General features: G+C 64.9%; 13 protein-coding genes. 4 read left to right on the top strand and 9 right to left on the bottom strand.

The annotated features are described in order from the left end of the window. Position 1 precedes the first annotated feature (1 nt). Entirely contained in the window at positions 2–388 is a 387-nt protein-coding gene (locus IP83_RS03270; RefSeq protein WP_054120782.1) for a thioesterase family protein, read from the top strand. Here IP83_RS03270 and IP83_RS03265 read toward each other — a convergent pair. Both IP83_RS03265 and ald read right to left on the bottom strand, forming a co-directional pair. Then, positions 385–2,094, bottom strand: a complete 1,710-nt coding sequence (locus IP83_RS03265) for a diguanylate cyclase (RefSeq protein ID WP_054120781.1) — start codon at positions 2,092–2,094, stop codon at positions 385–387. The two genes, IP83_RS03270 and IP83_RS03265, sit on opposite strands and share 4 nt — an antisense overlap. Before the next feature lie 53 nt (positions 2,095–2,147). After that, the gene (gene ald / locus IP83_RS03260; RefSeq protein WP_054120780.1) at positions 2,148–3,263 is read right to left on the bottom strand and encodes an alanine dehydrogenase; all 1,116 of its coding nucleotides are present in this window, start codon (positions 3,261–3,263) and stop codon (positions 2,148–2,150) included. 135 nt (positions 3,264–3,398) lie between these two features. Here ald and IP83_RS03255 point away from each other — a divergent pair, with 135 nt between their 5' ends. Beyond that, positions 3,399–3,866, top strand: a complete 468-nt coding sequence (locus IP83_RS03255) for an Lrp/AsnC family transcriptional regulator (protein WP_054120779.1) — start codon at positions 3,399–3,401, stop codon at positions 3,864–3,866. On the opposite strand, the gene IP83_RS03250 is transcribed toward IP83_RS03255, so the two are convergent. The 5 genes from IP83_RS03250 to IP83_RS03230 form a co-directional block, all read right to left on the bottom strand. Next, positions 3,823–4,257, bottom strand: coding sequence for a hypothetical protein (locus tag IP83_RS03250; protein ID WP_054120778.1), 435 nt, complete (start codon positions 4,255–4,257; stop codon positions 3,823–3,825). The two genes, IP83_RS03255 and IP83_RS03250, sit on opposite strands and share 44 nt — an antisense overlap. 152 nt (positions 4,258–4,409) lie before the next feature. Further along, positions 4,410–5,327 carry a hypothetical protein gene (locus IP83_RS03245; protein ID WP_054120777.1) on the bottom strand — a complete coding sequence of 306 codons (918 nt, stop codon included), beginning with the start codon at positions 5,325–5,327 and terminating at the stop codon, positions 4,410–4,412. 79 nt (positions 5,328–5,406) lie between these two features. Then, positions 5,407–6,405: a CsgG/HfaB family protein gene (locus IP83_RS03240; protein ID WP_197274262.1), complete on the bottom strand. Its 999-nt coding sequence runs from the start codon at positions 6,403–6,405 to the stop codon at positions 5,407–5,409. A gap of 118 nt (positions 6,406–6,523) precedes the next feature. Next, the gene (locus tag IP83_RS03235; RefSeq protein ID WP_054120775.1) at positions 6,524–8,929 is read right to left on the bottom strand and encodes a DNA translocase FtsK; all 2,406 of its coding nucleotides are present in this window, start codon (positions 8,927–8,929) and stop codon (positions 6,524–6,526) included. A gap of 110 nt (positions 8,930–9,039) precedes the next feature. Next, positions 9,040–9,561: a thiamine phosphate synthase gene (locus tag IP83_RS03230; protein WP_054120774.1), complete on the bottom strand. Its 522-nt coding sequence runs from the start codon at positions 9,559–9,561 to the stop codon at positions 9,040–9,042. Positions 9,562–9,583: 22 nt separating this feature from the next. On the opposite strand from IP83_RS03230, the gene IP83_RS03225 reads away from it, so the two are divergent. Continuing rightward, on the top strand, positions 9,584–10,264 hold the full coding sequence (locus tag IP83_RS03225; protein ID WP_054120773.1) for a YggS family pyridoxal phosphate-dependent enzyme: 681 nt from the start codon (positions 9,584–9,586) through the stop codon (positions 10,262–10,264). Positions 10,265–10,271: 7 nt separating this feature from the next. Here the strand turns inward: IP83_RS03225 and pyk are convergent, their stop codons facing one another. Then, positions 10,272–11,732 carry a pyruvate kinase gene (gene pyk / locus IP83_RS03220; protein WP_054120772.1) on the bottom strand — a complete coding sequence of 487 codons (1,461 nt, stop codon included), beginning with the start codon at positions 11,730–11,732 and terminating at the stop codon, positions 10,272–10,274. A 63-nt stretch (positions 11,733–11,795) separates the two neighbouring features. On the opposite strand from pyk, the gene IP83_RS03215 reads away from it, so the two are divergent. Then, the gene (locus IP83_RS03215) at positions 11,796–12,131 is read left to right on the top strand and encodes a DUF1244 domain-containing protein (RefSeq protein ID WP_054120771.1); all 336 of its coding nucleotides are present in this window, start codon (positions 11,796–11,798) and stop codon (positions 12,129–12,131) included. 390 nt (positions 12,132–12,521) lie between these two features. Here IP83_RS03215 and IP83_RS03210 read toward each other — a convergent pair. After that, a partial coding sequence (locus tag IP83_RS03210) for a DUF6641 family protein (RefSeq protein ID WP_231624883.1) occupies positions 12,522–13,026 on the bottom strand: 505 nt, incomplete at its 5' end.

Raw genomic sequence — 13,026 nt, 5'->3', positions numbered from 1 at the left:
TATGCACGCCAAGACCTTCACCGCCGGGCCTGAGCACATCGACGTGCTGGGCCATGTGAACAACGCGGTGTGGGTGCAGTGGATGGAGGCAGTGGCCACCTCGCACTGGGAAGCGCTGGCCCCGGCCGAGTGGCAGGACGCCTACGTCTGGGTCGTGACGCGGCACGAGATCGACTATCGCGGCAATGTCGCGCTGGGTGAGAGCGTGACGGCGGAGACGTTCGTGCCCGATGCCCCACGCGGCGCGCGGTTCGACCGGCGGGTGGATTTTCGCAACTCAGCGGGCAAGGTCATTGTCAGCGCGCGGACGCAGTGGGTGCTGATCGACAAGGCCAGCATGCGCATCCAGCGCGTTCCCGCAGACATGGCGGCGCTGTTTACCGGCTAGGCGGTTCGCACCTGTGCATCCGGGGTAAAGCCGGTCAGCCGTTCACGCATCGTGCGGTTGCGGCCGAGGCGCTTGGCTTCGTAGAGCAGGCGGTCGCAGTGGCTGTAGAGCACCGCGAATTCGACATCGAGGTTGCCGGAAAGGTCGTGCTCGACCAGCCCCATGCTGGCCGTGACCACGTGGCCAAGGCCGGGGACGGCGGCTGCGATGCGCGTACTGAGAGCGCGGCGGCAGCGTTCGGCGCGTTCGGCGGCGCCGGGACCGCGCAGGAGGAGCAGGAATTCCTCGCCGCCCATGCGGATCGCGCAGGCATCGCCGTCTTCGCCGAGGACGGTGGCGACGACCTTCAGGACCGAATCCCCGACAGCATGCCCATGCCGGTCGTTGATGCGCTTGAAGAGATCGAGATCGATGACCGCCATGGTGCGGTAGCCGAGGTGGAACAGGTCGTTGAACCGGCGCTCGATCGAATGGCGGTTCCACAGCCCGGTGAGCGCATCGCGGCCGGCGACGCCTTCGAGTTCGAGCGCCCGCGCATGGGCAATGTCGCGCTCGCGACGCAGTTCGAGGAAGCGAATCACGATGCCAAGCGAGTTGATGAGAACTTCGGCGGCAATCGTCAGCTGGAAGACGACGACGGATTCAGTCGGCCGGGCATGGGGCAACACGTAGCAGCCGATGCGATAGACGCCGACGATCAGCGTCGGGCTCCAGCCGAGGATGAGGAAGCTGACGAGCTTGCTGCCGCGTCGCCAGGCGTCGACGAGGCCGATCACGATCAGGACGATGGCAAGCGACACGCTGAAATAGGTGCCGAGCGCGCTCCACGGGCGCAGGGCCTCAATCTTGGCGGCCGTGAACACACCGCCGCAGAACACCAGCGGCGCACAGCCGATCAGCAGCCGGCGCACGGGCACGGACAAGGCATCGTTTTCGAGGAAGGTGACGAGGAACAGCAGGCCCGCGGCGGCAATCGCACAGTAACAGATGCTGTTGATTGCAACCTCGGTTCCTGCCAGCGGATCAACCCCGATGTGGACAAAGCCAGTGCCAACGACTGTCGTCACCAGCATGAGGCCCACCATCACGACGTGCCAGAGTACGAACTGTCGGCGCAAAACGAGATAGAAGCCGAAATTGAGCAGCAGCGGGACGACCAGCATGCCGCAGATCGCCGCCATCGCGACAACCACGCTCATGTCCCAGCCGGAGCCTTCGGGCGCGCTGTCGAGCCGGGCCTCGCTGGCGATGATCTTGTTCCACGGCTGCACGATCTTCACCGCGACGAGACGCGGGCGCGCGGGGGTCTGCGGGAGCGGCATGGCCATCAGCGGACCCGCGATGAGGTGATGCACCGAAGTCGGCTTGTAGCGCGCGAAGCGGACAGTGCCGCGCTCGTCGACCACCCAGATCGTGATGGTGCTGAAGGGTGAGGCGTGGGTGACGAAACTCTGCGCACGCGGCTGTGCCGGATCGGTCAGGCGAAAGCGCACATAGAGGTTTGGCGGCCCGATATCGTAGCCGGAATCCTCGCAGACCCAGCGGTCCGGAGCGTGGCGCAAGTTCGCATAGGTTTCCGTAGCGTCCGCCGAGGCGTGGCAGGTCTGACTTGCGGCAATAGGAGCAGCGGCAGCGGGCATGCCAAACGGGCCGGATAGCAGCGCCACCAGCCCGAACAGCACAATCCTGCGCCAGATCCAGTCCATGGGCTGGATCCTAGCAAAATGAGCTTAGAGCAACGTTAACTCGGCACCTGTGGTCAGGCGAGCAGTTCGCTCACCGGTCGGTAAGCATAGCCCAGTTCGCGCGCGACCGCTTCATAGGTCACTTCACCGGCATGGACGTTGAGCCCGGCCGCGAGATGCGGGTTGGCGGCAAGCGCGGCCCTCCAGCCAAGATCGGCGATCTTGAGGGCATGGGGCAGGGTAACGTTGTTGAGCGCATAAGTGCTGGTGCGCGCCACGCCGCCGGGCATGTTGGCGACGCAGTAGTGGACGATGCCGTCGACCACGAAAGTCGGTTCGGCATGGGTCGTCGCGCGGCTGGTCTCGAAGCAGCCGCCCTGGTCGATCGCGACGTCGACAAGGACCGCGCCGGGTTTCATCGTGGCGAGCATTTCGCGCGTGACAAGCTTGGGGGCGGCGGCGCCGGGGATCAGCACCGCGCCGATGACGAGGTCCGCCTCGGCGACGCAATCGGCAAGGTTGGCGCGGTTCGAGAAGCGCGTCTTGGCGCGACTTTCGAAGTGGGTGCCGAGGCGTTCGAGCACTTCGGGATCGCGATCGAGAATGGTGACGTCGGCGCCGAGGCCGGCGGCCATTTGTGCCGCATTGAAACCGACCACGCCGCCGCCAATGACCGCAACCTTGGCAGGCAACACGCCTGGGACCCCGCCGAGCAGCACACCGCGCCCGCCGTGCGCCTTCTCCAGCGCGGTGGCGCCGGCCTGGATCGCCATCCGGCCAGCAACCTGGCTCATCGGCTTGAGCAGCGGAAGCTGCCCCCCCGGGCCGGTCACGGTCTCATAGGCGATCGCGGTAACGCCCGATTTGACGAGATCGGCAGTCTGCTCCGGATCGGGCGCGAGGTGGAGATAGGTAAAAAGGACCTGGCCTTCGCGCAGCTGCGCGCGTTCCACGGCTTGCGGTTCCTTGACCTTCACGACCATCTCGCAGCCGGCAAAGATCGCGGCGGCATCGGGTTTGATCGTGGCACCGGCGGCTTCGTAGTCGCGGTCCGCAGCACCGATTCCAAGGCCGGCGCCCGTCTCGACCCACACGTCATGCCCATGCGCGACCATCTCGCGCGCGCTCTCCGGTGTCAGGCCGACGCGGTACTCATGGTTCTTGATTTCCCGGACGGTACCGACGCGCATGGCATGATCCCTTTCGACTATGGCTGCCAAGAGACTACACCCGATGGAGCGCGCTGTTTCACCTGATTGCTGGTTTCACAGGATCAGTTTTCGCGATATTTCCTGTCATGAGGACATTTTGCAGGATTTTTTTGCATGGATAGGATTGATGCCGCACTGATTGATGCACTGCAACACGACTCGGCGCGGCCTATTGCGGCGCTTGCCGAAGCCGTCGCGCTTTCGCCCTCGGCCTGCCACCGCCGGGTGCGATCGCTGGAAGAAGCGGGGATAATCAGCGGCTATGCGGCGCGGATAGACCCGCGCCGGGTCGGTCTGGCGGTCGAAGTCTTCGTCGAGATCACACTGACGAGCCAGAGCCGCGAAGCCATGGACCGGTTCGAGCGTGCGGTCGGAGATTTCGACGACATCCTCGAATGCCACCTGATGTCAGGCGGGGCAGATTACCTGCTGCGCGTGGCGGCAGCGGATCTCGACCAGTACGACCATATCCACCGCGATTGCCTCGCGCGGCTGCCCGGTGTTTCCTCGATGCGATCAAGTTTTTCGCTACGCCGGATCAAGCGGTTCGCGGGGTACCCGGTGCCGCGCGGGAAGGCATAGGCGGAGGCTTGCGGGGAGGGGCCGCCTTCTTGTCCGCGCTGTCGAGCAGGGTGAGATCGCTGCCCGGTTCATCCATGCCGTAGCGTTCGCGCAATTCAAGCTTGAAGGCCTCGACGGCTTCCTCATCCGGCAAATGATCGACCGTGAAGCGCCGCACGACAAATTCGTCCGCGCTGTCGAGCACGGTGAGAAAGCGCCCGGTCACGGTTTCGGCAAGGTGGGTGATATCGAGCCCGTCGGCGATCGACCAGCGATGCCGCCCCCAGGTGACAATGCGGCGGCCGCAGTGGCGGCAGATGCTGTAGATGCCGCCGTCATCCTCGCGTGCGCGCCAGGTGGTGGGCTGATGAGCCCTCGTGAACCAGCACTGGGACAGGGCTACATAGGGCACGCCTTGACTGACCTTTCCTGCTGGATGTTCGCCAACTCTGGCGGTGCCGCCAATCGACGAAGGGCGAACACCGGCTCTGGTCAAGATACGGCAGGATTGGCCAAAGATTTAGGGCAAGGCGACTCCCGTCAAGGCCACAAGCCCCGCCGCGATCAGGGCAGTTCGACGCGGTCCATCACCGGCTCGCTGGCATCGGCGATCGAGACGCGGCTGCCGGGATCAATCCCCGGCACTTCGCGGCCGCTGAGCGATTGGGCGGTGGCACTGCCGTCGCTGGCGGAGGAAATGCGGAACTTGGCGGTGGCACCTGTTGTGGAGCTCGTCACGTTGAGGATCATGCCCTGTTCGATCAGCGGCGCACCATAATTGATGGCAAGCGTTGGGCCAGCCACCGAAGTCACACGCAGCGGCCGGAAATGGAACGCCACCTTGCGGGCCGTATCGATCGCCAGATTGCGCTGGAGCTGCGCATACTGGCCATCCTCACCCATCCCGCTGGCATAGGCCGTGCCGCGCGTGTCGGCGGAAAAATCTGTCTCGAGCGTCGACTTCACGATGTCGCCATAGACGATCCGGCCGCCACGGTCGCTGACCGTGAAGCTCATCGTGACGACAAGGCCGCCGGACGAAGCCCCGTACTCGCGGCCCGGATTGGTGGTTTCACGATAGGCGCTGCCGACCGGCGTTACGTTCTCGACCCGCCCGCGCAGAACGAGGCCGCCGGGGCCGACCACGACAGCACCGGACGAGGCCAGAGCCGCCTGCATGGCCGTCTTCACGCCGGCGAACTGGTTGACGCAGTCCTTGACGAAATACGTCCGGATGCTCGATTCCCATCCTGCCGCCAATGACGACGAGGCGCCTGCACCGAACGCTCCGGCATAGCCGGCGCTGCTCCCGGCAACGAACCCGGAGCTATGCGCGTCGATCCCCATGTAGACCTTGCACAACTGGGCGGCGGTGATGGCGCCGACAGCTATGCGGGCCGGAGGTGTCTGGGCCTCAGCCGGAGACACCGGCACGGCGGCGGCGAGCGCGATCATGGCGAAGAAGGCAGAGCGTTGGCGCATAATTTGCTCCAGATATCGGAGGAAACCCGGGATCGGTGAGGCGGTATCAGGCAGGGTCCAAAGGCCCGGTGGTCCCCGGTCAGCGCCGCTTGCTGTTCTTGAATTGCGCCACGTCGGCCGCCGTCGCGGGCCGCACGATGTAGCGCACCTGAGGTGGCCCGTTGAGGAAGCCGGCGACCGGACGAGCCTTTGAGAAGCTGTTCTGGACGTCGGTGACCTGCAGGATGCCGATGGCGGATTCGCTGCTGCCGATCTCGCGCCCCGTATCGGGATCGACCACCTTCTCTCCGGGCGCGAAGACGGTCATCTGGTTGCCAAGCACGACCGAGCCTATGCCATAGTTCAGCATCACCGTGCCATCGGCGCTCACATTGGCGACCTTGATCGGATAGACGGCCGTAACCAACCCGCTCGCAATCTTCTCGGCCGCGCTGCGCAGGAGGACCGCCGCATTGGCCTGAGGCACGCCCTCGCCGCAGATGGTCCCGACCTTCTGGGTTTCGTCGATACGGTTGACGTAGCGGATCTGCCCGGTTGCCCCATCCGTGATGCGAATGTCGATCGAGAGCGTGACCTTGCCGCCATAGCAATTGGTGGACTGCCCATCCGCGTTCTTGCCACCGAGCGCACCCATCAGGAGCGTCGAGCCGAAGTCGGCCGACTTGGTCGCCGAAAGCGAGGTAATCGTTCCGTAGATCTGGTAGTCGGCCGCCTGGAAACCGCCGACCTTTCCGCCATTGCGCGAAGTGACCAGGCCCGATTTGCCGCGGACCTGTTCTTGGGTGAGAACGTCGAGTTGCCCGCGCTCCATGACGCGAAACTTCTGCGACGCTGCAATCGCGGTCAGGATCATCTGGGTAAGGGTGGCCGATTGGCCAGAACCTGCCTGATCGTCAATTTTTGCAACGGCTACAATCGGTTGCGTCATCGTTGCGCCGGATGTCTGGGCGAAACCCGGGGCCGCACACAGCATTACCAGCGCCGCACAGGCGCGAGACAGACTTCGTTTCATTCCAAACCCCCCGATCCGGAGGGAAGATATCGAAATGACGGCGAGCGAGATAGCTGCTTTCTTCACGAAATCTTGAAAGTTTCGCCATGCTGCAAAAGATTTACATTCGCATCCCAACCGATAAGGCGAACCGGGGGAACCTCGTCTGGGCAATCATCCGTGGCAGCGGGTGCCTGCCGTCGGGTCACAGCGGATTGCCATCCTTGTCACGGTAGATCTCGCGGCGGCCGACGTGGTTCGCGGGGCCGACGAAGCCATCCGCTTCCATGCGCTCGATCCACTTGGAGGCGGTGTTGTAGCCCACGCCCATCTGGCGCTGGACCCAGCTGGCCGAAGCCTTCTGGCTTTCGAACACGAGCTGGCAGACCTGCCGGTACTTGCGCTCTTCAGGGTTGTCCGAGGCGGTCGCGTCGAGATCGTCGAAACCGAAGCCGCCGTCTTCCGGCTCCTCGGTTACCGAATCGACGTAGTCGGGGCTGCCCTGCCCGCGCCAGTGATCAGCAACGCGCTCGACTTCCTCGTCGCTGACGAAGGGGCCGTGGACGCGGGCAATCGCGCCGGTGCTCGGCTTGTAGAGCATGTCACCCTTGCCGAGCAGCTGTTCGGCGCCCTGTTCGCCAAGGATCGTGCGGCTGTCGATGCGGCTGGTGACGGCAAAGCTGATGCGGGTCGGCAGGTTGGCCTTGATCACGCCGGTGATGACGTCGACCGAGGGACGCTGCGTGGCCATGATGAGGTGGATGCCTGCCGCGCGGCTCTTCTGCGAGAGGCGCTGGATCAGGACTTCGATTTCCTTGCCGACGGTGACCATGAGATCCGCCAGTTCGTCGACGATGACGACGATCTGCGGCAGCACCTGATAATCAAGCTGCTGCTCCTCGAACAGCTCCTCCCCCGTGTCGGGGTCGAAACCAACCTGGATGCGACGGCCGAGCGGCTTGCCCTTGCTGGCGGCGGCGCGGACTTTCTCGTTGAAACCGGAGATATTGCGCACACCGACCGAGGACATCATGCGGTAGCGCCGCTCCATTTCCTCGACCGCCCACTTGAGCGCGCGCACGGCCTTGGCAGGCTCGGTCACCACTGGCGAGAGGAGATGCGGGATATCGTCGTAGGACTTGAGTTCGAGCACCTTGGGATCGACAAGGATCAGGCGGCACTGCTGCGGGGTGAGCCGGTAGAGCAGCGAGAGCAGGATACAGTTGAGCCCGACCGACTTGCCCGAGCCGGTGGTGCCCGCAACCAGCAAGTGCGGCATGGTGGCAAGGTCTGCCACGATGGGTTCGCCGGCGATGTCCTTGCCGAGGATGATCGGCAGCATGCCCTTCGAGTTGACGAACCTGTCGCAGGAGACGAGCTCGCGGAACGAGACCATGTCGCGTACCGCGTTGGGCAATTCGATGCCCATGACGGTGCGGCCGGGGATCGAGGAGACGCGGGCCGAGATCGCGCTCATGTTGCGGGCGATATCATCCGAAAGCCCGATCACGCGGCTGGCCTTGATGCCTGGGGCGGGCTCAAGCTCGTACATCGTGACGACCGGTCCGGTGCGCACCGCGGTAATCTCGCCCTTCACGTTGAAATCGTCGAGCACGTTCTCGAGCAGGCGCGCGTTGCGTTCGAGCGCGAGCTTGTCGATCTTCGGCCCCGAGGCGACCGGCAGCGGCTCGAGGATATCGAGGCCGGGGAGCGCGAACTGCGACTGGTCGAACAGATCGCCCTGCCGCGCCTTGCCGGAGACCTGCGCGGGTGCGGGCGGCCGCGAGGGGTCGGTGATCTCGGTAGGGCGGCGTGGCTTGGAAGTCGCATCGGCAGCCGTAACCGCCACCTCTTCTGCTGGCTCGCTGCGGGGCTTGGACGGGCGCTTTGGCAGCAGCGCGGCGACACCGGCGGCGGCTTCGGCCACCGGGAGATCGCCGCGGCGCAGGAAGGCCGGGATGCGCGGCAGGCGGTGCCAATCGAACACGAAGACCTTTGCGGTGACGATGAGACCGCCCATCGCAGAGACAAAGGCCGCGATGCCCACAATCCACGGTTCGGCAGGCGGGGCCAGATGCGCAAGACCGCGTACAAGCGCCGCGCCGAGCAGTCCGCCAAGGCCGCCCGCTCCAGCGGGAAGCGTCCCGCCCGGGCCGGTGAACACCAGCGCAAGCGCGGTGCCGACAAGCACCATGGCGAGCGCGAGCAGCAGGGCGAGGCGCCACCACGCGGGCAGCGGCGCGAAGCCTTCGTCCTCCTCGTCGATGTCGATCAGATCGCCGGCGGCGTCCCACAGCCGCCGCGCGAAGACATAGAGCAGTGGCAGGAGCAGCACGCCGGGGAGACCGAAGAACAGCAGCACGCGTTCGGCGGCCCAGGCTCCGGGCAGGCCCATCCAGTTTTCGACCGGGCTGCCCGATGCGGTGCTGCCCGAAGGATCGGTCTGGGTATAGGTCGCGAGCGCGAGGCCGAGCGCGATCATCGCGGCAAAGAGCAGTGCGGCGCCGATCAGTTCGGCGCTGCGGCGGAAGCTGCGCTTCAGGATCGCGCGCCAATCCGCGCCCTTTGCGGCACGCCCTCCGGTGGGCGAAACGAGTGCGCGAGATGCCATGGTACCTGTCCCTTCCTTCCGCCATCATGCGCCCCGATGGGGGATGGCGTCAAGAACGCATGGAGCACAAAACCCAAGGAATCCCGGCGAGTCGCGGGTTTCTGCGGGTTCTACGCAAGGCCGTCGATCGCCGCCCATCCCCAGACCGGCAGACGTGCGGCGCGGCGCTTCGTCATGCCGCCGAGCGCAATCACGGGCAGCGGCGAGCGGCGCGCGAGGCGGAGGAAGCGGACAGAGCCTAGGACCGGCGCACCGGGGTGCGAACGGGTCGGGAAGACAGGCGAGAGCAGGATGGCATCCGCCCGGCAGCGGACGGCGGCGCCGATCTCCGCCAGCGAGTGCGCGGTGGCGAGGCGCAGGCCCGTGGTGCGGCCGAGGCTTTGCGGCGCGCCATAGCGGCCATCCGCACGCCAACCGCGTGCCTCGCCTGCGATGATGATCAGCAGACCCCGTCGTTTGCAGAGGCGGCGAAGAGTCTCGAAGCGAACGCGGCGCTGGACTGGCGGCAGATGGTAGTGTCGGAACACCAGCGCACTGCCGTTCGGCAGGCGGGAAATCGCGGATTCGAGGCAGTGATCGTTGCGCGCGTCGGTGAGGAGGAGGGTCCGAGGGACAGGATGACACCGGCGCATGCCCGGCCTATAGCACCGCTCCATGACCGATCCAGAGGCCGCGTTGGCCACCCTGAGCCCGCTCGCCGCCGTGCGCGAGCGCATCGCCGGCACCGCCGCCATTGCCCGCCGCAAGGCCGAGGACATCACGCTGGTCGCCGTCTCGAAGACGCATCCGGCGGAGGCTATCCTGCCGCTGATCCATGATGGCCAGCGCGTGTTCGGCGAGAACCGCGTTCAGGAAGCGGACGCGAAATGGCCAGCGCTGCAGGACGCATATCCCGATATTCGACTGCACCTCGTCGGCCAGCTGCAATCGAACAAGGCCGAGGACGCGGTGCGGCGCTTCGACTGTATCCATTCGCTCGACCGGCCCTCGCTGCTGACAGCACTCGCCCGCGCAATGGACAAGGCGGGCCGCCGGGTGCCGCTATTCGTGCAAGTGAACATCGGCGATGAAGATCAGAAGGGTGGCTGCGCGGTGGCGGACCTGCCAGCACTGCTCACCGAGGCGCGCGCGGCGGAACTGCCGGTCATCGGCCTGATGTGCGTGCCGCCCGCCGGGATCGAGGCCGCGCCGTTCTTCGCGCTGATGGCCAAGCTGGCGGACGATCACGGCCTGCCCTCACGCTCGATGGGTATGAGCGATGATTTCGAGACCGCGGTGATGCTGGGCGCGACGCATGTGCGCGTCGGCTCGGCGCTGTTCGGCGCGCGCGGCTGAGGGAAAGTCAGCCGCCGTGTTTGGCGAGTTCGTCGCCGCTCAGCGTCACCATGTGGAGCAGGTTGGTCGAACCCGGTGTGCCGAAGGGGACACCCGCCAGCGTGATCAGGCGCGAGCCCGCGGTGCCGAACGCGTGGCGCAGCGCCATGCGCTTGCCCTTGGCGATCATTTCCTCGAAGCTGCCGATATCCTTGGTGGCAACGGCATGCGCGCCCCAGAGGAGGCCGAGCTTGCGCGCGGTCATCGTCGAGGGCGTGAGCACCAGCATCGGCACGCCCGGCCGTTCGCGCGCAACGCGGCGGGCAGTCGAGCCCGAGCCCGTGAACACGATGATGCCCGCAATCGGGAGCGCCTTGGCGATGCTCGCGCAAGCCTCGGCCAGCGCATCGGCAGTAGTCGGATCGGGGCGGGTCTCGATGAAATGGACACGCGCGGCGTAGCCGAGATCGTTCTCGACCTCGCTGGCGATGCGGTCCATGATCGTGACGGCCTCTTCCGGCCAGGCGCCCGCAGCGGTCTCGGCGGAAAGCATGACCGCATCGGCACCGTCATAGACGGCGTTGGCGACGTCGGAGACTTCGGCGCGGGTCGGCGTCGGGCTCTCGATCATCGATTCGAGCATTTGCGTCGCGACCACGACCGGCTTGCCCTCGCGCCGCGCCTTCTCGACGATGCGCTTCTGCAGCGGCGGAACCTGCTCGGGGTTCAACTCGACACCGAGATCGCCGCGCGCGACCATCAGGCCGTCCGCGAGTTCGAGAATTTCGTCGAGCCGCGAGATGGCAGCGGGCTTCTCGATCTTGGCCATCAGCGCGCCATAACCGCCCATCAGGCGGCGGGCTTCGGCAACGTCCTCGGGGCGCTGGACGAACGAAAGCGCGATCCAGTCCGCACCGTGGGTGACCGCGAAGGCGAGGTCGCGGCGGTCCTTGTCGGTCATGGCCGGGACCGGGATCACCGCATCGGGCACGTTGACGCCCTTGCGGTCCGAGATAACGCCGCCAACTTCAGCCGAGCAGAGGATTTCGTTGTCGTCCGCGCGGATCACCCGCAGGCGCAACTTGCCATCATCGATCAGCAGGCGCTGGCCCGGCTTCAGGATCCCGAACAGCTCGGGATGCGGCAGCTGGACGCGCGTCTCGTCACCCGGCTCCGGATTGCGATCGAGCGTGAAGTGGCCTGAATGGCGGATCACCGCGCGGCCATCCTTGAATTTGCCGACGCGCAGCTTGGGCCCCTGCAGGTCGCAAAGGATCGTGATCGGCCGGTTGACCTTGCGCTCCAGCGCGCGAATCGCGGCAATCGTCTCGGCATGGACGGCGTGTTCGCCGTGGCTCATGTTGACCCGGAAGGCATCGGCACCGGCGCGGAACAGCTTCTCGAGCATTTCCGGAGACCGGCTGGCAGGTCCGACGGTGGCAAGGATCTTCACCTTGCGGCCACGGGGATCCAGTTTTGCCACGTCCATCACCTCGAATTGAATGCGCTGGCCCTATGGCCTAACTACCTTGAAAACCCAAGGACGAACCCAATGGATACGAATGCAGAAACCTCATCGCCCGATGCTCTCGATGCACTGCCGGACGCCGTGGCCGCAGCCGCGTTCCGCCGCCTTGTCAGGCACTTGCGCCACCGTCATGACGCGCAGAACATTGATCTTATGGGCCTTGCGGGCTTCTGCCGCAACTGCCTCGCGGATTGGATCAACGATGCCGGCGCGGGACTGGACAAGGCTGGTGCACGCGAAGTGATCCACGGCCTGCCTGCCGACGAATGGAAGACGCGCTACCAGACGGAAGCGACCGCCGAGCAGCTTGCGCGCATGGCCGAGAGCATGAAGCGCAACGCGCCGGTTAAGCCGGAGTGACTTCCGTCGTCCTGATTGACGCATTTTTCGTCTTGGCGGCTGCGGTGGGGACAGCGCGCCTGATAAGATCGGCTCGGACCAGCGTAGTCACATGGCGAGGTGCGCAGTTCTCTCGTTCGGCGAACCCGGCAGCATTTTGGCCAGTTACCATCTTCAATGCCGCGCTGGTCGTTGGTGCCATCTACGGCATTTCTGCTGGCGCGGGTTTGTAAACTACACAATCGCCAAAGAAAAAGGGCGCCGGGATGGCCCGACGCCCTTTTCTGTTTCCGGATGCCCGAAACTCTTAGCGCTTCGCTAACAGTAAAGTGGAAATGGGGCTTTATTTCCAGCATGTTACGAAGCTATCGAAAAATCTGCTACTATTCTGCTACGCAGGTGGAATCTGGCTCACGAAGCGAGTTTATCTCGGTTTTTCCGAGTGTTGATAGCCATAGCAACATAAGCATCCAGTTCTCCGTTTGCCGTCGCAGAGCGTAGCGTTTCAAGCACGGGCTTCACATCGGCAAGCTGCTTTACGAAGACGGCATTGCCGTCCTTGCTCAGCGCAATCGCTTTCGACCCATACTTGCATTGCACATAGAATCCACCGTCTTGTGCAAAGAACCACGAGCGCACGACCTTCTGCCGTTGCACACGGACCTTCTCACCCGCGTCATTCTTGCTCCAGCGAGACAGCGTGACAGCGTATTCTTCGCCACGCATCGCTGCATCAGCGACCTGCAACTGTTCGTCAATGGCGGTCAGCAGCTTGTTGCGGCGAGCTTCAATGGGGCTGAGCTTGGTCTGTCGAGTGACGGGCTTGATGGTGAGCTTTGCAAGTGACGACATGATCGCATTCTGAAGCGTCCCGGGTTTTCCGGAGGCAGTTTCAATTGGGTTATGCCACCATATC

This window comes from Novosphingobium sp. AAP93 (genome assembly GCF_001296055.1).
Taxonomy (GTDB): domain Bacteria; phylum Pseudomonadota; class Alphaproteobacteria; order Sphingomonadales; family Sphingomonadaceae; genus Novosphingobium.
Note: the sequence above shows the minus strand (reverse complement) of the source record. Positions and strands in the feature narration are given on the sequence as shown.